The organism is Cellvibrio sp. OA-2007, assembly GCF_000953825.1.
Classification (GTDB): domain Bacteria; phylum Pseudomonadota; class Gammaproteobacteria; order Pseudomonadales; family Cellvibrionaceae; genus Cellvibrio.
In genome coordinates this window covers 1-25143 of the sequence record NZ_BBUL01000076.1, presented here as the reverse complement: position 1 = coordinate 25143, position 25143 = coordinate 1, and the positions used below count along the sequence as shown (strand labels likewise).

12 protein-coding genes are annotated in these 25143 nt (G+C 49.3%); 7 read left to right on the top strand and 5 right to left on the bottom strand.

From position 1 onward, the window contains the following. The first annotated feature begins 117 nt into the window (after positions 1-117). The gene (gene purL / locus AWU77_RS04470) at positions 118-3987 is read left to right on the top strand and encodes a phosphoribosylformylglycinamidine synthase (RefSeq protein ID WP_062059729.1); all 3870 of its coding nucleotides are present in this window, start codon (positions 118-120) and stop codon (positions 3985-3987) included. Between the two features lie 332 nt (positions 3988-4319). Continuing rightward, positions 4320-5000: a DUF3313 family protein gene (locus AWU77_RS04465; protein ID WP_062059727.1), complete on the top strand. Its 681-nt coding sequence runs from the start codon at positions 4320-4322 to the stop codon at positions 4998-5000. A gap of 67 nt (positions 5001-5067) precedes the next feature. On the opposite strand, the gene AWU77_RS04460 is transcribed toward AWU77_RS04465, so the two are convergent. The 5 genes from AWU77_RS04460 to AWU77_RS04440 all read right to left on the bottom strand — a co-directional run bounded on the left by AWU77_RS04460 (position 5068) and on the right by AWU77_RS04440 (position 14018). Beyond that, positions 5068-8097: a TonB-dependent receptor gene (locus AWU77_RS04460; RefSeq protein ID WP_062059725.1), complete on the bottom strand. Its 3030-nt coding sequence runs from the start codon at positions 8095-8097 to the stop codon at positions 5068-5070. Between the two features lie 395 nt (positions 8098-8492). After that, entirely contained in the window at positions 8493-9440 is a 948-nt protein-coding gene (gene trxB, locus AWU77_RS04455) for a thioredoxin-disulfide reductase (protein ID WP_062059723.1), read from the bottom strand. A 168-nt stretch (positions 9441-9608) separates the two neighbouring features. Then, positions 9609-11366: a bifunctional diguanylate cyclase/phosphodiesterase gene (locus tag AWU77_RS20875; RefSeq protein ID WP_062059722.1), complete on the bottom strand. Its 1758-nt coding sequence runs from the start codon at positions 11364-11366 to the stop codon at positions 9609-9611. 44 nt (positions 11367-11410) lie between these two features. Continuing rightward, positions 11411-11866 (bottom strand): response regulator, encoded by a 456-nt coding sequence (locus AWU77_RS04445; RefSeq protein WP_152625264.1) that lies wholly within the window; start codon positions 11864-11866, stop codon positions 11411-11413. After that, a complete protein-coding gene (locus AWU77_RS04440) occupies positions 11859-14018 on the bottom strand; it encodes an ATP-binding protein (protein ID WP_062059720.1) in 2160 nt (719 codons plus the stop codon). Before AWU77_RS04440 ends, AWU77_RS04445 begins: the two co-directional genes overlap by 8 nt. Positions 14019-14215: 197 nt before the next feature. Between AWU77_RS04440 and AWU77_RS20060 the strand changes: the two genes are divergently transcribed. From AWU77_RS20060 to AWU77_RS04420, 5 genes are all read left to right on the top strand, one after another. After that, entirely contained in the window at positions 14216-14410 is a 195-nt protein-coding gene (locus AWU77_RS20060; protein WP_084618052.1) for a DUF1289 domain-containing protein, read from the top strand. Between the two features lie 123 nt (positions 14411-14533). Then, positions 14534-16321 (top strand): efflux RND transporter periplasmic adaptor subunit, encoded by a 1788-nt coding sequence (locus AWU77_RS04435; RefSeq protein WP_062059718.1) that lies wholly within the window; start codon positions 14534-14536, stop codon positions 16319-16321. Positions 16322-16328: 7 nt separating this feature from the next. After that, positions 16329-18494 carry an efflux RND transporter periplasmic adaptor subunit gene (locus tag AWU77_RS04430; protein ID WP_062059715.1) on the top strand — a complete coding sequence of 722 codons (2166 nt, stop codon included), beginning with the start codon at positions 16329-16331 and terminating at the stop codon, positions 18492-18494. Positions 18495-18585: 91 nt separating this feature from the next. Next, positions 18586-19434 carry an efflux RND transporter periplasmic adaptor subunit gene (locus AWU77_RS04425; protein WP_062059712.1) on the top strand — a complete coding sequence of 283 codons (849 nt, stop codon included), beginning with the start codon at positions 18586-18588 and terminating at the stop codon, positions 19432-19434. 242 nt (positions 19435-19676) lie between these two features. After that, a partial coding sequence (locus AWU77_RS04420; RefSeq protein ID WP_193747495.1) for a putative Ig domain-containing protein occupies positions 19677-25143 on the top strand: 5467 nt, incomplete at its 3' end.

Here is a 25143-nt window from a genome sequence, read left to right as displayed (position 1 = left end):
TAAGCCTAAGGGTTAGTTGTTGCGGCGTGCGCGGATAAAAACCTGCCTGATCTGCTGGAAAATCCAGTACAATGGCGGCCTTTTTCATATCCCCCCGATGCTGAGGCTCTTCCCACTATGCTGATTCTGCGTGGCGCTCCCGCTCTTTCCAGTTTCCGTACGCAAAAACTTTTGGCCAACCTGCAACAGCGTGTTCCCGCTGTGACCGGTGTGAGTTCCGAGTTTGTGCATTTCGCCAATGTTGCTGCGCCCTTGAGTGCTGAACAGCAATCCGTGCTGCAACAACTGCTGACTTATGGGCCTAAGGTTGAAAGCCAAGTAAGTCATGAGGGCGAGCTCTTTTTGGTAGTGCCACGCTTGGGAACTATCTCCCCTTGGGCATCCAAAGCGACTGATATCGCCAAAAACACCGGCCTTGAGTCAGTGCGCCGGATCGAGCGCGGCATAGCCTACTATGTGACAGGTGCTGTAAGCGCAGCCGATCGCGCTGTTATCGCGGCGCTGTTGCATGATCGGATGGTGGAAACTGTATTTGATCGCCTCGAAGCCGCTGAACAATTGTTTGTATCCCAATCACCAGCGCCGCAGACCTCGGTTGATATCCTTGGCGGTGGCCGCGATGCGTTGGTTGCCGCCAACAAATCCCTCGGGTTGGCCTTGGCGGATGATGAAATCGACTACTTAGTTGATGCGTTTAAAACCCTCGGTCGCAATCCCATCGATGTTGAATTGATGATGTTTGCCCAAGCCAACTCTGAACACTGCCGCCACAAAATCTTCAATGCCTCCTGGACTATCGACGGTGTTGAGCAGGAGCGCAGCCTGTTCAAAATGATTAAAAACACCAACGAAGTCGGCGGTGAGGATGTGCTTTCGGCCTATGCCGATAACGCCGCAGTGGTGGTCGGTCACGAAGCAGGGCGCTTTTATCCCAATCCGGATACCAAAGCCTACGAATACACCCAGCAACCGATTCATTTATTAATGAAGGTTGAGACCCACAACCACCCGACCGCGATCTCCCCATTCTCCGGCGCCGGTACTGGTGCCGGTGGTGAAATTCGCGATGAAGGTGCGGTCGGCCGTGGCTCCAAACCCAAAGTGGGTTTGAATGGATTCACCGTATCCAACCTGCAAATCCCCGAATTTGTCCAGCCGTGGGAACAGAACTACGGTAAACCCGGCCGCATCGTAACGGCGCTCGACATCATGCTTGATGGTCCTATAGGTGGTGCTGCATTCAACAACGAATTCGGTCGCCCTAACATCTGCGGCTACTTCCGTACCTTTGAAGAGAACTTTGACGGCGAGCGTCGCGGCTACCACAAGCCGATTATGCTCGCCGGTGGTTACGGCAACATCAAAGCCGAACACATCGAAAAACCGCCCTTTGCGGCCGGTTCCAAATTAGTCGTGCTCGGCGGCCCAGCCATGTTGATTGGTTTGGGCGGTGGTGCAGCATCTTCTATGGCGTCTGGCTCATCGTCAGAAGATCTGGATTTCGCCTCGGTACAGCGCCAAAACCCGGAAATGGAGCGCCGTTGTCAGGAAGTGATCGACGCCTGCTGGCAGTTGGACGATAAAAACCCGATCGCCTTTATTCACGATGTGGGCGCGGGCGGTTTATCCAACGCCTTCCCTGAGTTGGTGAAAGATGGCGGCACCGGCGGCAAGTTTGAACTGCGCAATGTGCCCAACGATGAGCCGAGTATGAGCCCATTGGCGATTTGGTGTAATGAGTCGCAAGAGCGTTATGTCTTGGCGATCAAACCGGCGGATCTGCCGCGTTTTGAAGCTATCTGCCAGCGCGAGCGCGCAGCTTATGCAGTAGTGGGCGAGGCGACTGACGAGAAACATCTGCTAGTTAACGACAAACACTTCGACGCTAAACCGGTCGATCTGCCTATGTCGGTATTGTTTGGCAAAGCGCCAAAAATGCATCGCGCTGCCGACAAACACCAAGCCGTCACACAGGCGTTTGCAACGGATGGCATTGCATTAAAAGAAGCGGCGGAGCGGGTACTTAAGCATCCTGCCGTGGCGAGTAAAAACTTCCTTATCACCATTGGCGACCGCTCGGTCACCGGTATGGTGGCGCGCGATCAAATGGTCGGTCCATGGCAAGTTCCCGTTGCTGACGTTGCCGTTACCACGGTGAGTTACGACAGCATCAAAGGCGAAGCCATGAGTATCGGCGAGCGCACCCCGCTGGCGCTGCTCGATGCTCCTGCGTCTGGCCGTATGGCAATTGCTGAGGCGATTACCAATATCGCTGCAACACGCATCGAAAAGCTGTCCGATGTAAAACTCTCGGCCAACTGGATGTGCGCTGCTGGCCACAAAGGCGAAGACGAAAAACTCTATCGCACCGTGCAAGCAGTCGGTATGGAGCTTTGCCCTGAACTCGGCATTACTATTCCAGTTGGTAAAGACTCAATGTCCATGCGCACCGCATGGAAAGACGGCAATGAAGATAAAGCCGTGACCGCGCCGCTCTCGCTGATTATTTCGGCGTTTGCACCGGTAGTCGATGTTCGCCAAACCCTGACCCCACAACTGCGCACCGACAAGGGCGATACCGAATTGTTGCTGCTCGATTTGGGCAACGGCAAAAACCGTTTGGGTGGTTCGATTTTGGCGCAGGTTTACAACCAGTTGGGCGATGTTCCCGCTGATTTGGATTCCGGCGCACAACTCAAAGGTTTCTTTAATGCGATGCAAGCGAGCCTTGCCGCTAATGAATTGCTCGCCTACCACGACCGCAGCGACGGCGGTTTGTTTACCACGCTCGCTGAAATGGCCTTTGCCGGTCACACCGGTGTCAGCGTTGATTTGGACGGTTTGGGTGCAGATGCGCTGGCTGTGCTGTTCAACGAAGAAGCCGGTGCAGTAGTGCAAGTCACCCGCGCCAATTCTGCAGCAGTGCAAGCACGTTTTGCGGCGGCAGGTGTGAGCGTGAAAGCGATTGGCAGCTTGAATACAAACGATACCTTGGTGATTAAACAAGGTGCAAATGAGCTGTTCAACCAAGCCCGTGCGCAATTGCAATCACTCTGGGCAGAAACCAGCTATCGCATGCAAGCCTTGCGCGATAACCCGGCCTGCGCCAAATCTGAATTCGATGGCATCGTAAAAAATGATCCGGGTTTGAGTGTCAAACTTAGTTACGACATCAACGAAAACGTTGCTGCGCCCTTCATCAATACTGGTGTGCGTCCATCCATCGCCGTATTGCGTGAGCAGGGTGTTAACGGCCACATCGAAATGGCCGCCGCATTTGATCGCGCCGGTTTCAACGCAGTTGATGTACACATGAGCGATTTGCTCTCTGGCCGTGTATCGCTGGAAACTTTCAAAGGCTTGGTGGCTTGCGGTGGTTTCTCTTACGGCGATGTGCTCGGCGCAGGTGAAGGCTGGTCAAAAACCATTTTGTTCAATAACAAAGTGCGCGATGAGTTCGAGCGTTTCTTCCACCGCGATGACACTTTCAGTTTGGGCGTGTGTAACGGTTGCCAGATGATGGCGAACCTGAAAAATATCATTCCCGGTGCAGATCATTGGCCGCGTTTTGTGCGCAACTTGTCGGAGCAATTTGAAGCGCGTTTCAGCTTGGTTCAAGTGCAGGAATCTTCATCGGTATTGTTCAAAGGCATGGCTGGTTCACATATGCCGGTGGCCGTCGCCCACGGTGAAGGTTACGCCGAATTTGCCAATGCCGATGCATTAAAAACCTGTAACGAAAGCGGTACAGTGGCGCTGCGTTTTATCGACAACACTATCAACGCAACTGAAACCTATCCTGCCAACCCCAATGGTTCACCCTTGGGTATCACCAGTGTTAGCAGTAAAGATGGCCGTGTCACCATCATGATGCCGCACCCTGAGCGGGTATTCCGCTCGGTGAGCAATTCATGGAAACCGGATGACTGGAAAGATGATGGCGCCTGGTTGCGTTTGTTCCGCAATGCACGGGTGTTTGTGGGTTAATTAATTCTCGCGATATTTAGATGCAGTAAAACAACAAAGGAGGCTTCGGTCTCCTTTGTGCTTTTTAGGATTTGTTTTTTTATGCGGATTTTTGTCAGCTGTCTACTTAACGAAGTAGGGCTACAAAATATTACAAACTCCCTTACAAGCATTACATCTCAGGATTTATATCTATGCTTCAATAGCTTACGACTCTGGTGCCGTTTTGTTGTAATCTGTCAGGCGCCATGTTGGATGAGCATCCACTGAACCCTGATTTACGAATAACGTCTTATAAGTACACTGCAGCACCGGCTGCCAAACGCTCTCACAGAGATACAGGTAGGTAACTTATGAAAACCATGAAAAATCTTGCACTAGTTGTGTTGGCCGCCAGTATCGTGGCGGGTTGTTCATTCACTAAACCGCACGAAAAAGAAGCGCAGTTAAAAGCGGACAAGGCCGGTTTAACGGTGGTGGAAAAAACCCGTTTTGACGGTACTTTTATCGCTAAAGGCGCAGAGTTTGCGCAGTACAAAAAACTGTTGGTTGAACAGTTGGATTTGAGCGATGTGAAAATCCGTAAGCCTTCATCCACTAACTTGATCGACGATACGCCCTGGGAGTTGAACGATAGCGATCGTCGCTATTATCAAGAGCGTTACACCGAAGCCTTGATGAATAATTTAATTGCCGATGGCACCTATTCAACGGCGATGAAAGCGGGAGCCGATGTGATGACCGTGTCGGCCAAAGTATTGGAAATAGCACCGCTTGCCAGTAAAGATGATATGAAAGGGCGCCCAACTCATGTGAAAGTGTATAGCGAAGGTATGGGCACTATGACGCTGGAAATTTCGCTCTACGATTCTGTATCCGGTAAGCCCTTGGCCATTATTACCGACCAGCGCGATTTGGGGCGCATATGGGAAGAGAATAATCGTGTCACCAATAACATTCAGGTACGCCTTGCATTTAACCAATGGTTGCGTCATTTGCGTACAGAATTGGATAAACTCTCCGCCAGGCCTTAACCCGCTAGAAAACAAAAACGCCTGACCAATGTTGGTCAGGCGTTTTTATTTTGGCGCTTATCAAACATTAGAACTTTACGGTGACCCCAGCAAAGATGCGTGGACCGTAATCATTCACTTCACCTAAATTATCTTCCGCGTAAAAGTATTGCTCTTTAGGTGCGCTAAACAGGTTAATTGCTTCCAGTTTGACTTTGACGTTATCGGTAATGTTGTACGACGCTCGCGCCTCCCAAGTCCCTACATCACCGACATAGCGCAGGCGAGTGCCGTTACTGGTGTAAGGTTGGAAGTAGCCGCTGCGATATTTGTAGATGATCGCGGCGTCAAATTCACCGATTTGATAGTAGACCTGACCGTTGAATACATGCTCGGAAAAACCGGGAACCGATGCGGGTGGAACTATTCCGGCGGTAAGCTGGGTTGTAGTGCCGTCCAAACCTGTTACATAAGTATCGCCATAGTTACTGTCTTCAAACTCAAAGTCAGTATCGGCCCAGTTGTAGCCAAGTTTTACCCCTATACCGGAATCAAAGCGGTAAGCCACAGATGCCTCAAGGCCATAGAGATTGCTGGATTTGTCCGTGGTCACTGCATTGGTGATCGGCAAGCTAACGTTTTGGCCATCAATGACGAAATTTTCCATAACGGTGCGCTGTTCAAAACCACCTTGGAATTTCTTGTAATAAAGACCCGCCGCAAAAATGGCGTCATCATTGGGGTACCATTCCCACGACACATCAGCGTTCCACGACATGAGTGGCTGCGCATCAGGATTGCCTGAACCATTGGCACCAACGAGCAGATCGTCCAGCGTAGTGGGATCGGCGTCATCATCAGTGGTAAAGGTGCGCGAGTAACCCATGTCAGATGGATTTATGCGCGACATGCCACGGTAAATGCCACCGCGAATGATTTTGTCGTCGTCGTAATCCCACACGACATTAATGCTGGGCAATAACTCGGTATAACTGCCACCACCTTTTACCGATTCAATATCGCCATCAATGGTGTCGATACTGACAACACCGGTGACCGGGTCGGTCGCTACTTGATAGCGATCGCGATAGCCAATGGAGCTGACATCGGTATCTACCACACGCACACCAAAGTTACCGCGCAAGCCCCGCTGCATAAATTGGGTTTCATAGTCGGCCATCAGGTAGGCGGCGTAAGTGGTTTCAGTGACGTTGGTTGAACCAGGGTTGACCAGCTCCACGTCTGGATAGGCGAAAGCATCACCATTTGCCTCAACCAAAGCGCTGGAAAAACATTGGTTTCTGAAGGCGGTAAATGAGTTGCCAGTCCCCTCTGCAATGACATTGCCGTCACTGTCCAGATTGGTGATCAAGTTGCCATCACGCACGGAAGACAAGAAGCCGCTTTCGGGGAAAGCAATGGCACAATTGTCGATGATTGCATCTACTACTGCGCTGTTGCTCGAGGTGTATTCGGTGCGAGAGCCATTACCTTGGCTGCCGCCGAATTGTACAAAGCTCAATTCTGAACCGCGCAAACCGCCTTTAACACCGGTAATAAACCCGCCATCGGTTTCATAATCAAAGTCTACACGCAGGCCTTTGATTTCGTTTTCGCGCACGTTTTCGCGGTCAATTCGGGTGCGGTAACCGCCGTCAAACCAGCTGTGATCGGTGAGGTCCTGATTTTCCACTGTGATAGTGGGAATGGTGCTTCCCATAGTCCAAGTAAGTGGAATGCGATCGCCCTGAGCGCGGTTAGTGATTTGCAATTCTTCGCGCAAAGTCTGCGAATAAGAGGCATCCACATCTATTTTCAACTGGTCATTGACCTGATGAGCAACACTCAAGCCATAGGCTTTGTAGTTTTCTTCGCGTGAAAATTTCTCACCGTCAGCTTCGATACGGGGTACACCCTCCCAGTGCAGAATGCCGCCATTGCCATTGGTTACCAGAGTTTCGCCAGTTACGCCCGGGGTGACACGCTTTTGCTCGAAGATAAGATCATGGCGATCTTCAGCCTGAGTGCGATCAGAAATCTGTGTATCTAGGTTGATGTCCCAATCCTCAGACGGCTGATATTGCAAGGCGAAAAAGATTGAGTCGCGCTCATCCGAGGTTTCATTTTGGCGGAAGCTGCGTGAACTACCGGTCCAGGCATAGGGAGTTCCATCGCTAATCGCTTTGCCGGTAGTTGGGTCAATTTCAGTATCGTAGCCCTGATTGCTGCCGCCTGAGCGTCTGTCTTCACAATCGCCAGACGAACCGCGGAAAAAGCCTTCATTGGTGTTAGTGGGGTCATTTAAACAGGCCCAAAGGGAAGAGCCAGTAGGGCTTGAGCTGCGATATTCTGCTTCTGGCTGCGATATGTTTTGGCGCTGCATGCCGAGTGATATACCCAATGCTTGGCCATTGCCCAGTTCAAATTGATCCACATAACTGAATGTGCCGCGATACCCCAAATCACTTTGTAAACTGTTATCGACGTTTTGCTGATCCGGGTTGTAGTTGGCTTTTGCATCTATTTGGATACGCTGTTTGCCATAGGTCAGCGGCTTCAGTGTTTCCAGCATAATGACACCGGCCACGCCACCTTCAATCATTGACGCGTCCTGAGTTTTAGCGATCGCCACTTTACTCATCAGCTCGGACGGGAATTGTGAAAAGTTAACTGAGCGGTCGCCGCTGCCGTTGGTCGCTTCGCGGCCATTAAAGTGAGTTGCGCTCAGGAATGGGCCCAAGCCGCGAATAGTGATCTCGGTAGCGCCGCCATTTTCACGGTGCGATGCGGCGCCAGTAATGGCTTCCAGTGCTTCACCAATGGAGAGTGCAGGCATCTCGCCAATATCAGATGCAGACAAGCCATCCACAATCGTAGTAGCGTCACGTTTGATCGCAATTTGGTCCTGAACCAATTTGCGGGTGCCGGTCACTATGACTTCCTCGACCGCACCTGCTGCCGGTTTTTGTTGTTGAGCAAGTGCTGCTCCGCTCATCAGAGGGCTGGTAATACCAGCGACTGATAGCACTGCAATCCAGCGGGTCAAAGGTCGCTGTGTGAATGATAATTGCTGCGCTATCGTTGATGATTTGCGCTGCTTCGTTTGCTCTATCGACATGATGTTGCCTCCGCTTTATGGTTATCATCGTTTTTTAGTATAGGTATCATGGCTTATGAGGTCAACCAATTGGTATTACCAATTTGTGGTTGTTTTGTACTTGCGTGGGCGGTGTTAGGGCGAAAATCGACCATATTGGCGACTAATTAGGGGTGTTGAGTCAAATGGGGGCTGAAAAATGGCCGATAACTTGGATTATTTATAACTAATAAGTCTAAAAATAGATGGTCTATTCTTGTTTTTTGCCTTACCTATCTGAAGGATGAGCAAGCAGTTAAAGGATAAATATGTTTAATTTATGATAACTTTGTAATACCAATATTTATAAGTGGCAATAAAAAAGGGAAGGCTAAAGAGCCTTCCCTTTGGTGTTTTGGTGCCAACAAGGCTGGATTTTAGATGTCATCCAAATACTTTTCGGCATCCAGTGCTGCCATACAGCCAGAACCAGAAGAGGTGATCGCCTGACGATAGATGTGGTCCGCTACATCGCCTGCAGCAAACACGCCCTCAATACTGGTTTGGGTGGCATTGCCTTCCAAGCCGCTTTTTACTTTGATATAGCCATCTTTCATGGTCAGTTGGCCTTCAAAGATATCGGTGTTGGGTTTGTGACCAATCGCGATAAACACACCGGCAACATCAATTTCCTGGGTGGCGCCATCTTGGGTGCTTTTTAAGCGCAAGCCGGTTACACCTGAGTCATTGCCCAGTACTTCATCCAGCTGGTGGTTCCAAATTACTTTGATATTGCCGTTGGCGACTTTGGCCATCAGCTTATCTTGCAGAATTTTCTCTGACTTAAGTTTGTCGCGACGGTGGATCAATGTAACTTCGCTGGCGATGTTGGACAAATACAGTGCTTCTTCGACGGCAGTATTGCCGCCGCCGACTACCGCGACTTTTTGATCGCGATAAAAGAAACCGTCACAGGTAGCACAGGCGCTCACGCCTTTGCCCATAAAGGCTTCTTCTGACGGCAGCCCCAAATACTGAGCTGAGGCACCGGTAGAGATAATCAGCGCATCACAGGTATAAGTATTGGAGCCGATCAGCTTAAACGGGCGCTCGGTCAACACGGTTTCATGAATGTGGTCAAAAATAATTTGAGTGTCAAAGCGTTCGGCGTGCTCTTGCATTTGCACCATCAAATCTGGACCTTGCAAGTCGTGCACACCGCCGGGCCAGTTTTCTACTTCAGTGGTAGTGGTCAATTGACCACCTTGTTGCATACCGGTAATCACAACGGGTTTGAGGTTAGCGCGCGCGGCATAAATCGCTGCGGTATAACCTGCAGGGCCTGAACCGAGAATAATCAGGCGATGATGTTGTACGTCACTCATAGGAAGTCCTTGATCTTGCTAAAAGATGGGGGTGTTACGCAATGTGGGGGCATGATAGGTCAATCACAATAGCCGTGCAAAATTGTCTGACTCAATGCGCCATATTGGCATTGGCTATCTGGGTGTTTCTTGATCGCTGATACTGCGAGGCGTACCTAAATAGAACGCTTAACCTGTCATAACTCCCCGTGTGGATAAATGGTTGCTCCACTCCTGCGCGTTGTGGGTGCGTAGAAGTTGTTCAAAGGCCGATGGTGAGATCGGTTTGGAGAAAAGATAGCCTTGCAATAAGTCGGCTCCGTAATCGCGGCAGATGCGCGCCTGTTCGCGAGTCTCTACACCTTCAACTACGACAATTAAATCCAGGCTTTTGGCAAACACAATCATTGCACGCAGAATGCGGCAGTCGGCAGCGTTGTCAGGCACGCCCATAACAAATTTGCGATCAATTTTCAGGGTACGTGCGGGTAGTTCTTTTAGGTAGGACATGGATGAATAACCGGTACCAAAATCATCCACAGCAATATCGACACCGTAATCACGGATTTTTTTTAAGCTGTGCGCTGTATTTTGCAGGTTTTCAATCAGTATCGATTCGGTGATTTCCAAGCTGACACAGCGACCGGGCAGACCGGTGCGCTCCAGATCATCAATAATGCCTTGATATAAATCATCATCGGTAAGTAGTTGTGCACAGACGTTGAACTTCATATTGAAGTCGTCATTCACTAAATTTTGTGCGCGCCAGTCCGCTAATTGTTGGCAGGCATTAAAACGGCTGCGCGAATCAATCTCACTGATTAAGCCAATTTCTTCGGCTAGGCCGATAAATTCGCTCGGTGGCAAAATGCCGCGCTCAGGGTGATCCCAGCGTATTAAGCCTTCTGCACCGCAAATTTCAAATGTTTGCGCATCCACAATCGGTTGATAAAACAAAATAAAATGATCGGTGGGAATAATTGCGCGCAATTCTTTTTCCAAACGTAAGCGCTCTTGCATTTGCGCTTGCATAATCGATGAAAAAAATTGGAAATTATCACGTCCATCTTGTTTGGCGCGATACATCGCCATATCGGCGGCTTTAAGCAAATCGCTCGCGTTATCGCCCGCCTCGGGAAAAGTGGCGATGCCAATGCTGCTGGAAATACAGTTCTCGTAGGTGCCGATCATAATAGGGCGGCGCAGGTCAGCAAGAATACGTTGGGCTAATTGGCTTATGGCTTCTTCGGAATCAAAGTTGTGCGCGAGTATTGCAAATTCATCGCCACCTAAACGGCAGACAATATCGCCTGCTCGCACGACTTGTAATAAACGATTGGCGACCTCTTTTAGTACCAAGTCTCCTGTGTCATGACCTAGTCCGTCATTGATAAATTTGAAGTTGTCCAGATCCAGAAACAAGAGCGCAAGTTGTTCGTTGTGGCGTTTGGCCCGCTGTATAGAGGAGCGCAAGCTTTCATCAAAATAATAGCGATTTGCCAAGCCGGTCAGCGAATCGTTTTCGGCCAGTGCTCGCAGACGTTGATGGCTTTCTTGTAGTTGACGCTCTAACAAGTGGCGCGCCTGTGCGTGAGTAATGGCGCGAGTTAAATGTTTGTGGGCGACTTCTGATTTGAATAGAACATCTTGCGCGCCCGCGGCGATAAACTCGCGCTCAAGATTATCGTCGGCATTGGCGCCAGTGAGTATGATAATGGCGGCGTGATGGCGGGGGTGTTTATTGAGTAGCTGCAAGACCTCCATACCATCAATATCGGGCAGGCGATAGTCGAGCAGAACTGCATCAAAGTCGTCGCTATCAAACTGCGCCAGTCCGTCATACGCCGAGCTGGCTTGGGCAATGGTAATGTCCCATTCTGTTTTCTTAAAGGTGCGAATAATCGCTTGTCGATCAAGCTCATTATCGTCAATGAGTAACAGCTTCATGCAAGGTGCCTCTTTGCAGTGATCTAGGTCATACAGATTTAAAATTAAGGCTGATTGGTTGGTAATTCAATAACTCGCCAGTAGTGATCAAGCAGACTGACGACTTGGATAAAATCGCTGTCCATACGTTGTTTTAGTAAATAGCCGGCCACATGCTCCCGGTAGGCCGCCATAATGTCTTCATCGGATTTGGATGTAGTCAATACAAAAACTACCGCATGAGTCAGCTCCGGGTCAGCGCGTAAGGCTTCTAAAAACTCCAAGCCATTCATGCGCGGCATGTTGATGTCTAACAAAATAATATAGGGGCTGGGTATTTCGCCATTACGCAATATTTCAAGAGCCTCCAATCCATCTTTGGCGCGATAGAGTGGGTTGAGTAATTTCAGTTTATGCAGGGCTCGCTTTAGTGCAGTTGCGTCTATGTCGTCGTCGTCAACAATCAACAGGTTGACCGTTTTAAATTCCTGATTGCCAATAGGGTACATTTTATCAATCATGATGTAGTGTCCTGCTGATATGGATTGGCCAGGTAAAAGTAAAACAGCAGCCGCGGCCTTCCGAAAATACACTGATGTTGCCGCCGTAGGTCTCCACAATTTTTTTAATTAGCGCCAGTCCCATACCGCTGCCTTCCAACTCGTCGCGCGATTTTAGTGTTTGAAACATGCCAAAGACCCGTTCCTGAAATTTGAGTGGAATGCCAGGTCCGTCATCGCTAACACTAAACTCATAAAAGTCCTGATTGATAATGCGCGCATTTACGCGAATTACACCTTCATCTTTATCGTGATGTTTAATAGCGTTGGAGAAAAGGTTGCGTAGGGTTTGCTCAAATGGCGTCTTTAGTGTCTCAATACTGGGGAGGTTCTCTCCCAAAATGAGCTGCAAACCGGGTTTGGTATTTTGTATATCAAATAATTCTCTGGCCATATGGGCGACATCAATACGGCTGATTGCTCCATCGGTTTTGCCTGCACGGTAAAAAACCAGCATGTCATCCAGTAATCTTTCCATTCGCAAAATGCGGTTGCGCAACATGCTGGTGTGTTTGTTAACTTCGCTAAACTCTTTGGACTCCAGATCTTCTTCAATCCAAGTGGAGAGTTGGGCAATGCCGCGTAAGGGCGATTTCAAATCGTGTGAGGCGACGTAAGCGAAGGCTTCCAGTTCTTTATTGGTTAGCGCTAGTTGTTGATTGGTTTGCTCCAGTTCTCGTTGGTGTTTGATCAACAGTTCAGCATCTTTTTTACGCTCACAGACATTATGGGCAAATACCTCTAGTGTTCTTGCCATGTCACCTATTTCATGCGGGTAATCAAGAAACGGAATATGAGCCTCGCTATTGCCTTGTGCAATATCGAGCATAGTGCTGCGCACTTTGGACAATTGTTGATTCAGGGTGCGGGTGAGTAGTGCAGACACAAAAAATCCCACAATTAAAAAGCCGAAGATAACAATAAACATTAAGTTTTCAGCGTGATGTTTTGTCTGAATAGCTTCGTTGTTTAATTGCTCCATTTCTTTTTGCGCACCATTGATGATTGCGTCACAAATGGTTTCCAAAATGACGATGTTGCGTTGATTTTCATTCAGTGCGTTCTGTTGGTAGCCTGTAATGTCGCCCCGTTCAAGTTGTTGAAAGAGGTTGTCTATTATTGTTGTCCAGTGTGTAAATTGATTGCGCAAGGCATGTAGATTTGGCTCGTGTTCTTGAGTGTGAGTAAATTGCTCAATTTCTTGTTCGGTATTGTCGATTGTCTGTTCAAGTATGAGGCGGTATTGGTTGGATTTTGCCAGCGCTGGGTTCACTGCAATATCTTTGATGGTGCGGTTGAGTAAACCTATATGATTTTTGATCCGAAGCGCTGCGTTATTGGTTTGAAATGGTTCTTGATAGAGTTTTTGTGAAATGTCTGCAACGCTTTGAATTTGTAAAATGCCAATTGAGCCTATACCAATAAAGAGGATGCTCATAAACATAAAGCCAATCGTAAGACGATTGAAAAACTTTAAACGTGTAAAAGCAGTCAGTATATGAGGGTATAAGCTGGCAATAATTGCTGCAGCATAGGCAAAAAAACAGAGGGCGGTATGTGGCGACATTTTGCGCCCCGCCCAGACGGAGCTGGGAAATAAATGCAGGCTGTGTCCGATCATGATTGCACTGGCAATGGTTGCAATCAGCAGTGCGATGAATGCGGTAACTAAGATTTTTGTTGGTGTAAGCAGCTGGCTGAACAGTAACAGCAGGCTAACGGCGGTAAATACAAAAGTGATTGAGGTAATTGACGAGGTGGGAATGGCCACTGTAATGGGGCTGGGCAATAGTGTTTTATACCAATAATCTGCATCAATCGGCAGATCAAGTAGCATTTCGGAGATGCGAATACCACTGAGTATTAGTAGTCCAAGCGACAGTACCACACCGGTCCGGCGTAATTGATTCAACAGGGCGATTAACGCCATGCCGCACAATAAAAAACTAGCGGCGGTGTTATATGCCATTAGCGTTGCATAGGGGTAAAGCGATGGGAAACTCAGCGGATTGTGCCATATGGTAATGACCCCGCTGCTAATTAGCAGTAATAGCACAGCACCTATTGCTATGGGCACAGGCGCGATAGTGTTACTCAGTGTTATTCTGTGCATGTCTCGTTTAATCCATCTCCATTGAGAAACTTTTTTCCTCGTTCTCGCAGAAGAAAAAGCACTAATCTGTGTGAGTGTAGATGAGCTATTGATAAATACTCTTAAAAACAGTCGTAGCGATGAAAATAATTAGTATTTGTCGCTATTTATAATGATGTGTCATAACCATGGCGCATTGATGTTGGGGGGATCGATTTATGGCGACAGTGGAATCGCCCTGTATTCGCAATTGCTGTCTGGATGACAACGACATTTGTGTTGGCTGCTATCGCAGTTTGACGGAGATTACTTGCTGGAGTCAGGTTGATGATGAAGCAAAGTTGTCAATTTTGGCTGCAGTTAAGGCGCGCCTTAGAGACAAGCCGAACGTCATTATCCGCAGTGAAAGATAATCGGCTGGCACAATATTCATCGTTGGTTTATTCTTTGCAGGGACACAATAATCATAAAAGTAGTTATACAAATTGCCTTTATTAGACTAGACTTTTTGAATAACACATCACCGTAGAACGCCTATGCAGTCTTTTACCGCTTCGCTCAAGCTCTGGCTGAGTATGCAATGCCAAATGCTGGGTACCGTCAGCGCGGCAATGTTAGTACAAACCCCCTTTGGTGTTCCGCCAAAAATTCTTGCCAAGTGGCCTAATGCGGCAGCGAATAATGCAGCCTTGCGCGAGGCGCTTACACAGGTGGAGGACAAAAAACGACTGCACCTGGCGCCCGATGGGGCGGGGCACTTTATTGTTGGTCAGCCGCTAGTGATTGATGGTGAGAGCTGGGGGGTGCTGTTATTGCGCTTGCAGCTTCAGGATAAAAAAGAATTACCTGCCGTATTAAAGAACCTCAAGTTGGGTCAGTACTGGCTGCAGTTTATCTTGCAGCAGTCCGCCGAGGCTGAGCCAGTGGTTGCTGCCCCTGTTATTGATAAAAATTCCGCTAGCCCAGCACTATTGCAGCTCAGTGCCAGTTTATTAAAAGAAAATTCACTGCAAGAAAGTGCAATCAGCTTGGTGAATATGCTGGCCGGTTTTCTGCAATCTACCCGGGTAAGCCTTGGTTTGTGTCAGGCCAACCATATTGAACTGGAAGCCATATCTTTTTCGGCTAATTTTGATAAGCGCACTCAGGCGATGCAGGCAATTAGCGAAGCTATGGCCGAGGCGATAGAGCAGGGCGCAGCCATTCATTGCTCGCCAGTTATTGATCAGGCTGTTGATGCGGCTCCAGCGCCCAATTTAATTAAACGCTCCCATCAGCAATTGCTGCAGCAACAACAGTTGCAGTCGGTGCACAGTTTATTGGTGCGCAATGGCGATGTGATTATTGGGGCGCTAACCATCGAGCTGGATAAACAAGCCGACTTATCCGACGATCAGCGCAGTTTTGTGCAACAGGCATTGCATTTTGCCGGAGCGATTCTCGCATTGCGGCAGCAGGCGAATGCCAATGTGTGGCAGGGTTTAAAAAGGCGTATCGCACAGCGCTTGGAGCGTTGGTTTGGGGAGGATTCCTGGCGCGGCAAAATTATTACGTCATGCCTATTAGTATTTTTGGTCGCTTTATTTGTCCCAATCGATTACCGCATTACTGCCGATGCCGCGCTGCAAACAACAGACAAATATTTAGTGGTATCACCGCACGATGGCTATTTAGGCAAAATCAGTGTGCGCCCCGGCGATAGTGTAAAAAAAGGCGCACCCTTGGCGCAGTTGAATGATGAAGATTTGCGTTTGGAGCGGCGCAAGTTGGCGAGCCAGGTGCAGCAATATCGTCAGGCTTACGATACCGCATTGGCCAATTCCAATCGTGTTGAAGCGGCGATTGCCAGTGCGCAAATGGATCAAGCCAGTATCCAGTTGAGGCTGATCGACCAACAATTGGCGCGCACTCAATTAGTCGCCCCGATGGATGGCATTATTGTTTCAGACGATATTTCACAAAGCCAGGGCGCGCCGGTCAAACAGGGCGATGTGTTATTTGAAATTGCGGCAGCACAAGGTTTTTTAGTGCAGTTGTTTGTCGATGAACGCGATATTGCCGCCGTGCAACCCGGCCAGCAAGGCCAGGTAAAATTTTCCAGTTTGCCCAGCGATGTGTTTGCCGTGCGCATCAAACGTGTCACGCCGATCAGTGAAGTGCGCGAAGGGCGCAATTATTTTCGGGTGGATGCGGAATTAACCCGCGAGCTGGATGTATTGCGCCCCGGTATGACCGGTTCCGGTAAATTGATGGTAGGGCAGCGAGCCTTGGGCTGGATTTGGTTTCACGATTTGTGGCATTGGCTGCGCTTGAAGTTGTGGTGATGCAGTTATGAGTGAACCCCAACCTCTTAACAACAATCCTATTTGGCAGCGGCTTGAATCACTGCGCCCCGCGTTGCCGCGCCATATTCATATCCAGCGGCGCGACTACAACAATGAGCGCTGGTACATACTGCAGGATAAAAGCAATGGTCGTTTTCATCGCTTGACGCCCTCTGCTTGGCGTTTGATCAGTGCGATGAACGGTCGTAATTCGTTAGCACAAGTGTTGGCTTCGGCGGCCCAAGCTGAGTTTTATCATTCCGCCGATGAGATTCCCACGCGCGATGATTTAATTCATCTCCTGCAATATTTACATGTCGCCGATTTATTGGTGTGCGATCTTCCGCCCAATACGCAGGAATTATTTGCACGGCGCGAGCAAAAGAAACAACAGCGCTGGCTGCGTTTGTTGATGAATCCGCTCACGTGGAATATCCCGCTTGGCAATCCCGATCGTCTGCTCGACAAATTAATGCCGCTAGCGCGTTTACTGGCATCGCGCACTATGGGAATCGTTTGGTTGCTAGTGGTTGGCTATGCGCTCTTGCAAGTGGGCGTGCATTGGACGCAGCTGACACAGGGGCATCTGGATCGGATGTTATCGCCCGCCAATTTATTTCTGCTTTGGCTAACTTACCCCTGTTTTAAAGTGTTACATGAGCTAGGCCATGGTTTATTTACCAAAGTCTGGGGCGGGCAGGTGAACGATTGCGGTGTGGTCTTTGTAGTGGGCACACCCTTGCCCTATGTCGATGCCAGTGCCGCGACCGGGTTTCAATCCAAGCGCCAGCGGCTAATGGTTGGGGCGGCGGGCATGGCGGTAGAATTATTTTTAGCAGCGCTTGCACTCTTGTTGTGGTTGCAATTGCCGAGTGGTTTTCTGCGCGATTTTTTATACAACATCATTATTATCGGCGGTGTATCCACCCTGTTTTTTAATGGCAACCCATTGATGCGTTTTGATGGTTATCACCTGCTGACTGATGCGTGTGATTTACCTAACCTTGCTACTCGTGCGAATCAACAATTTAGTTATTTATTGCGCCGCTATGCCTATGGTGTGAGCGGTATTTTTTCGCCTGCAGTGAACATCCGCGAAGCTGTGTTGTTAACAAGTTACAGTGTCGCAGCGTTTGCTTATCGCGTGTTTATGTTGTTTTTTATCATTTTGTTAGTGGCCAATTATTTTCCGACACTGGGGTTGGTGATTGGCTGTTGGTTATTGTTCTTTCAGTTGTTCTGGCCAGCACTAAAAGCGCTCAATTATGTGGCGCGTGACAAACAACTGGCTAGTACGCGCGCGCGCGCGCTGGGGGTGACTGCGGCTGGTGTGGTGCTGGTGACTCTTTTGCTCGTGGCGGTACCCATGCCTATGTCAACCACTGCCGAGGCTGTGCTTTGGCTGCCGGATGAAGCGCGAGTGAAAGTGGAATCAAGCGGTGAAGTGGTGCAAGTCCTGGTTGCCGATGGTGAACGAGTAGGGCAGGGGCAAGAGTTGGTGCGGCTAGATAACCCTTTGCTAATCGCGAATCTTGCAACGGAACAGGCGCATTTGCGCGAGTACGAAGCGCGCTATCAGCAAGCTTGGGTCAGTGATCGCGCGCAGGCGCAATTGTTTGAGCAGGACATCAATGCCATCAAGGCGGAAATTGAGCTCTTACAATCCCGAGTGGTGAACCTGGTGGTGCGCAGCCCTGCTGAAGGGGTTTTCCGGATTAATCGCCAGCATCATTTACCGGGTAGTTTTTTACGGCAGGGCGATGAATTTGCGCTGATTGAAAAACCAGATCGGGTGCGGGTGCGTGCAGCTCTATTACAAGACGAGGTGGGCTTGGTTCGGCAGGCGACCCAAGGGGTCCGGGTCAAATTTGCCAGCGATCCCTTGCGCAATATTGAGGCAGACTTGATGCAAGAGGTTCCAATCGCAACCCAGGAGTTGCCCAGTCAGATTTTGGGGGCACTGGGTGGTGGGCGTTTGGCGGTAGATGCGACTAATCCGTCCGGTACAAGAGTAAAGGAAAAAGTGTTTTTGCTCGATTTAACCCTGCACGATTTTGTGCAATCTGGCCATTATGGTGAACGCGCTTATGTGCGTTTTCAGCACCCAGCTGAGCCTATGGCAGTGCAGTGGTATCGCAGGTTGCAGCAACTTTTTATCCGTCATTTTTCGTAACGCGTTTTTTTTACACTATAGTAATAAGCGAATTGTATTTTATAGCGCCACTAAATTTTAGGGCGCCTTATGTTTTTATAGCGGATTCAACATGCATAAATTGTCTGGTTTTTCACTGTTAGTTGCCTTGTGTGGCAGTGAAGCGTTGGCGCAAACACAGGAGCCAGCGCAACTCAATTGCCGGATTGAACCCTCCGTTGTGGTGGAGATGAGTAGCGCAGTTGAAGGTGTTATCAGTGAGGTTTTGGTTGATAAAAATGACAAGGTCAAAAAGGGCGATGTAGTAGCCCGCTTGGACGCTGGGCTGGAGGCGGCAACGGCCGAGTTGCGCCGTGTCCAAGCTGAGTTGACCAGCGATGTGCAAGCACAGCAGTTGGCGCTGGAGTTTAGTACTCGCTCGCTGGCGCGGGTAAAAGATCTCTATGAGAAAAAAGCGGCCTCTTTTTCCGAGCTGGATAAACTTAAAACCGAGCACGCCATAGCACAGCAGCAGTTGCAGCAGGCGCTGGATCGCAAACGTCAAGCCGAACTGGAGCACAAGCGCGCGCTGGCCGATTTGCAGCGGAGAACATTGGTTAGTCCCATCGATGGTGTGGTTGTGGAGCGCCTCAAAGAACCGGGCGAACACATTGATTTTGAACCGGTGCTCAAGTTGGCGCAGCTAAACCCGCTGCGAGTAGAGGTTTTTGCGCCTGCCAGTCTTTACGGAAAGGTAAAAGCTGGCATGACAGCCAAAGTGCAGCCGGAATTGGGTGCTGTCGATCACAGTTATACAGCAGAGGTGACACTGGTCGATCAGGTTATTGACGGGCCGAGTAATACCTTTGGTATTCGATTGGAATTTGCCAACCCCGGCAATCGCTTACCCAGCGGCCTGAAATGCCGGGTGAGCTTTGATGGCGTTACTTTGAATTTGCTCGATACGCGCAATTTGCCTTGATGTGCTTACTACTTTCTGTAGCACTGCAGCGAGAGGCTAGATTATTTTGTATGAGGCAGTGTTAAAGTTGAAAAATGTGCCAAAATAATAAGTCAGTATGTTTTTTAAGCTTATTGCAGGTTAAGCCTGCAGAGTAATTAGGCTGGAGCGCATAATTCTAAAGGATGCCACGGTTTCCCCCAGCCTTAAACCTTGTCTGTATTGCCCTGGGCGGGGATACAGATTTTGAGACGTTTTTGCCCATGTCCAAAGCTACGCGTCACCGTCGTCCTTTAATTGAAGCCTTAGAGCCGAGATTATTGTTTTCTGCCACTGCAGACATTGCCGTTTTTGACGACGGTCATGCTGATGGGCAGTCTTTGACCCAGGCTGCAGAACAGCTCGATCTGGTCAGTATCTATATGCCAGATACCCCATCGATGATGGAGAGCCAAGGGCTCGAGCCCGATTTTGATATTGATTCCCAAGCGGATATCGCCCCCAGCGTGCAATCTACTGTTACCACACTAGTCTTTGTGGATACCGGAGTTGCTAACTACCAGACTTTGGTTGACGATATTCGCAGCCACACCGATGCCAATTCCACCGCCATTATCTATATCGATGCAACTAAAGATGGCATTGCCCAGATCAGTGATTATCTTGCTGGCGCCAGCGGCATTTCTGCCATACATGTAATTTCCCATGGCGTGGCTGGCAATCTCCAGCTCGGCAACCAAGTGGTTAACGAAAATAATATCAGCCAATACGCGCAACAATTGGCCGCATGGAAAACAGCGCTGGGTGAAGACGCCGATATTCTGCTGTACGGTTGTGATTTGGCGGCTAATCAAAGTGGTATTAACTTGTTGCGCCAGCTGAGCGATTTGACTGGTGCTGATATAGCGGCGAGTAGTGATCTAAGCGGTAATGGGCGCGCCGGTGCCGACTGGGATCTGGAGGAAAAAGTCGGTGTCATTGAGGCCAAAACCCTGTTTGACGGCAATCAGAGCATGCAATGGCAGGGCGTCTTGGCGGATGTCACACATCTCTATTCGGGCGTAGCTACCAACGAGCAGATCATTTCTGCTGGCGGCACAGTTATGCAGGGGGTGCAATTAACCTCAACGCAAACGGTCGATCGCATCCAAGTCATGCTGGCTAACCACGGCACCAGCTCCACCAGCGTGCAGATGATTGTCCATGAGGCCACCTATAATGGCCCCGCAATTGCCACTGCATCCGTTACTACAGCTAGCCTTGGCGGCTCGCTTGGCTGGGTCAATTTTGACTTTACGCACACGACTTTTAATGCCTATACGGTGTATTGGGTAGAGTTTAAAACCAATGATGGTGCCGATAATCTTGTCGGTATTGGCTATATCAATAGCAATGTGATTGCGAGCGAATTTGTTGTTAATAATTCGGGTGATTCCACCAAGGATATGGCGATCGCGCTGATAGATGTTGGCAATACACCTCCGCAAGGGTTCAATTGGGCGATAGATACTCAAGAAGACACGCCGCTTGCATTAACCGCAGCCAACTTCGGTTTTAGCGATGTTGATGGACATAGTTTTACTGGGGTTGTGATTAGTAGCTTGCCGGCTGCTGGCAGCTTAAGTCTTACTGGAAGTGGCTCTGTTACCCAAAATCAATTCATTTCAATAGCGGATATAAACGCCGGAAAATTAGTTTTCACACCTGCGCCCAATGAAAACGCCACCAACTATGCTCAGATAGGCTTTCAGGTGCGCGATAGCGGTGGCGGTGATAATACAGACCCTACCCCGAACACACTGACGATTGATGTAAGTTATGTAAATGATGCTCCGGTCAATACGGTTCCTGCAGGCCCAGTAGTGACGCCAGAGGATACAGCGGTTGCTATTACTGGGGTCAGTATCAGTGATATTGATGACTATGACCTATGGGATATAGAAGTTGTATTAACGGTCAATCATGGTGTGCTAAACGTTAGTGGTGGTTCGGCGGTTATCGTGGGTAGCGGCACAGGTAGTGTGACCTTAACGGGGACTTTATCGCAGGTTAATGCAACGCTTGCTGCAACGGTGAATTACACTCCTGGCGCTAATTACGTGGGAGCAGATACATTCACTATAACCACCAATGACAAGGGGGCAGGCAGAACTGGCGATAACGATGCTACAGACACAGATACTGTCGCAATCAATGTTACAGCGATTAATGATGCCCCTACGGTTGCCAACCCTATACCCAATCAGTCAACCAATGAAGAAGCCTTGTATAGCTACACCTTTCCCATCAACACATTTAATGATGTTGATGGAGATACACTGAGTTACACAGCGACTCTTGCTAACGGCAATCCATTACCGGCGTGGTTATTTTTTAACGCCGGTACGAGAACCTTCAGCGGTGTGCCGGATGATGGCGATATAGGCACCATAAGTATCAAAGTCACTGCAAATGATGGCCAAGGCGGAACAGCGGAAGATACCTTTGATTTGACGATCAACAACGTCAACGATTTGCCTTTTGTGAATATTCCCATTCCCAACCAAAACGCGACGGAAGACAGCGCCTTTAGCTACAGTTTTCCCGCCAATACGTTTGGCGATGGCGATGTTGGCAATAGCTTTACCTACACTGCCGAGCTTGCCGGTGGCGGCGCACTGCCAGGTTGGTTGAACTTTGATTCAGCAACGCGCACTTTTTCGGGCACCCCGGCCAATGCGGATGTAGGCACGCTTTCAATCAAGGTGATTGCGACTGACAGCGCGGGAGCGACGGTATCGGATAACTTTGATATTGCGATTGCCAACACCAACGATGCACCTACGGTAGCCAATCAAATCCCCAATCAAACAGCTACCGAAAACCAGTTTTATAACTACACCTTCCCGATCAATACTTTTAACGATCAGGATGTAGGCGATACCCTGACTTACACGGCGCAAATTCCCGGTGGTGCGCCGCTGCCCGGTTGGTTAACCTTTGATGGCAATACTCGCACCTTTAGTGGAACTCCCTCTAATGGCGATGTGGGCAATATCACCATCGAAGTTATCGCTAACGATGGTACTACCACCGTCTCTGATTTTTTTGATCTGCAAGTAAACAACGTTGGCTCTTCTAACCAAGTTTATGAAACCTCTGGCCCATCGACCGATACCCAGATCATTACAGCCGGTGTTCCTTTCTTTCAAAGCTTCTTCCACGACAGTGTAGGGGCGACGTACACCGTAGATTCAATTGTGTTGCAACTGGTGAAAGACCCCAGTGCTGCCGCGCAAACCATCACGGTGACTTTGTTGTCGGGCGCCTATAACGGTACGGTAGTAGGTTCTGCCACTGTTTCATCGGCCGACATAGGCACCACGCTGGCGTGGAAGGCGCTGAACTTTACCGGTACGGTACTCACCGACAATCAGCTCTACTTTATTCGTATTGAATCCAGCAGCAATGACGGGCAGGTGAAGGCGGCGATTCACAATGCCGATGTTTACGCCAACGGCTCCTTTCACAGCAGTACCGGTGTAGCGGATACAGGGCGGGATGTGGCTTTTCAGGTGTCCAGTGGCGCCAACAATAATCCAACACTGGCTAACCCCATCCCCAATCAAACTGCCACAGAAGACGCCGCCTTTAATTTTCAATTCGCGTCCAACACCTTTAACGATATAGACGTGGGCGATACGCTCACCTACACCGCCACCATGGCCGATGGCAGCGCGTTACCGGGATGGCTAAATTTTAATGCGGCCACACGCACCTTCTCGGGCACGCCAATCAATGCCGATGTAGGCACTATATCTATCAAGGTAACGGCGGATGATGGCCAAGGCGGTACGCCAGCAACGGATACTTTTGATCTGGTCATCGCCAATACTAACGATGCGCCCACAGTAGCCAACCCCATTCCCAATCAAACTGCCACTGAAGACTCTGCGTTTAACTTTACCTTTGCCAATAATGTGTTTAATGATGTGGATGTAGGCAATACCTTGACCTACACCGCACAGTTGGCCGGTGGCGGCGCCTTGCCTGCATGGTTAAGTTTTGATGCGGCGACGCGAACCTTTTCAGGTACACCACTCAATGCCCATGTGGGAACTGTGTCGATTGATGTGATCGCCAACGACGGCAATGGCGGTACGGTCACGGATACCTTTGATATCACGGTCATCAATACCAATGATGCGCCCACAGTAGCCAACCCCATTCCCGATCAAAACGCGAATGAAGACGCTGCTTTTAACTTTCAGTTTGCTGCCAATACCTTTGCCGATCAGGATGTGGGCGATACTCTGAGCTATTCGGTTCAGCTCACGGGAGGAGGGGCGCTGCCTTCTTGGTTGAGTTTTAACGCAGGCACACGCACTTTTTCAGGCACTCCACTTAATGCTCATGTGGGCACTATCTCGATTGATGTGATTGCCAGTGACGGCAATGGCGGAACAGTGACAGATACCTTTAATCTGACGGTTATCAATACCAATGACGCGCCCACAGTCACGGTGACGCCAACGGATTACTACGTTAACGAACAGACATGGATGAACCTGCACGGCACAGGTATTACGGTAGCGGACGATGATGGTGACAGTTTGACCGTGACCTTGGCTGCGCAATGGAGTAACAGTAATTTGGCAGCCACTGTAGGTACTACGGGGGTTGTGATTGTTTCGGGGGTTAATACCAAAACCTTGGTGCTCAGCGGTACAGCGGCACAGCTCAATGATTTATTTGCGGGCAATAACGGCGGAACGTTAACTTATCGCTTGTCGGGCAATACCCCGGTTGCGACAGATGTGGTCACCATGACCGCCAGCGATGGCAGCTTGTCTGGTAACGATAGTTTTACCGTCAATATCACTGCTGTGAATGATGCGCCGGTCAACACAGTACCGGGTGCGCAAGTCACTAGCGAAGATACTGATTTGATTTTTAGTGCAGGTAACGGCAATCAAATTCAAATTACCGATGTCGATGCAGGTGGAAGTAGTGTTCAGGTCAGTATCTCGGTTGCCCATGGCATATTGTCCCTGTCGAGCGTTGCGGGTTTAACCTTCTCTACTGGAATTGGTTTAGCAGACAGAAGTATGGTGTTTACCGGCACAGTTGCGAATATCAATAATGCCTTGTCCACGCTTTATTACACGCCTGACAATGGTTATTCGGGTGCAGAAACACTGAGTATCACCACCAATGATTTGGGCAATACCGGCACTGGCGGCGCCTTGAGTGATACAGATACTGTCAATATTACCGTTAACCCTATTAACGATGCCCCCACGGTTGCCAATGCAATTCCCAATCAAAACGCCACCGAAGATGCCGCGTTTAGTTTTCAATTTGCCGCTAATACATTTGCCGATTCTGACGTTGGCGATACGCTCACTTACAGTGCGCAACTCGCCGGTGGCGGGGCATTACCCGCGTGGTTAAGTTTTGATGCAGCGACACGCACGTTTAGCGGCACACCAACTAATGCCTTTGTTGGCACTGTATCAATCGATGTAATCGCCAATGATGGCAATGGCGGCACAGTAACTGACACCTTCGATATTGTCGTCGCCAACACTAACGATGCGCCCACGGTCGCCAATGCAATTCCCAATCAAAACGCTACTGAAGATGCCGCGTTTAGTTTTCAATTTGCCGCTAATACATTTGCCGATCCGGATGTTGGCGATACGCTCACCTACAGCGCACAACTTGCTGGTGGCGGTGCCTTGCCAGCGT

What these genes read in the sequence shown, in the direction of transcription:
- AWU77_RS04425 (WP_062059712.1), top strand. Translation starts at nt 18,586, where the DNA reads ATGCATAAATTGTCTGGTTTTTCACTGTTAGTTGCCTTGTGTGGCAGT.
- AWU77_RS04445 (WP_152625264.1), bottom strand. Translation starts at nt 11,866, where the DNA reads ATGATTGATAAAATGTACCCTATTGGCAATCAGGAATTTAAAACGGTC.
- AWU77_RS04460 (WP_062059725.1), bottom strand. Translation starts at nt 8,097, where the DNA reads ATGTCGATAGAGCAAACGAAGCAGCGCAAATCATCAACGATAGCGCAG.
- trxB (WP_062059723.1), bottom strand. Translation starts at nt 9,440, where the DNA reads ATGAGTGACGTACAACATCATCGCCTGATTATTCTCGGTTCAGGCCCT.
- AWU77_RS20875 (WP_062059722.1), bottom strand. Translation starts at nt 11,366, where the DNA reads ATGAAGCTGTTACTCATTGACGATAATGAGCTTGATCGACAAGCGATT.
- AWU77_RS04435 (WP_062059718.1), top strand. Translation starts at nt 14,534, where the DNA reads ATGCAGTCTTTTACCGCTTCGCTCAAGCTCTGGCTGAGTATGCAATGC.
- AWU77_RS04465 (WP_062059727.1), top strand. Translation starts at nt 4,320, where the DNA reads ATGAAAACCATGAAAAATCTTGCACTAGTTGTGTTGGCCGCCAGTATC.
- AWU77_RS20060 (WP_084618052.1), top strand. Translation starts at nt 14,216, where the DNA reads ATGGCGACAGTGGAATCGCCCTGTATTCGCAATTGCTGTCTGGATGAC.
- AWU77_RS04430 (WP_062059715.1), top strand. Translation starts at nt 16,329, where the DNA reads ATGAGTGAACCCCAACCTCTTAACAACAATCCTATTTGGCAGCGGCTT.
- purL (WP_062059729.1), top strand. Translation starts at nt 118, where the DNA reads ATGCTGATTCTGCGTGGCGCTCCCGCTCTTTCCAGTTTCCGTACGCAA.
- AWU77_RS04440 (WP_062059720.1), bottom strand. Translation starts at nt 14,018, where the DNA reads ATGCACAGAATAACACTGAGTAACACTATCGCGCCTGTGCCCATAGCA.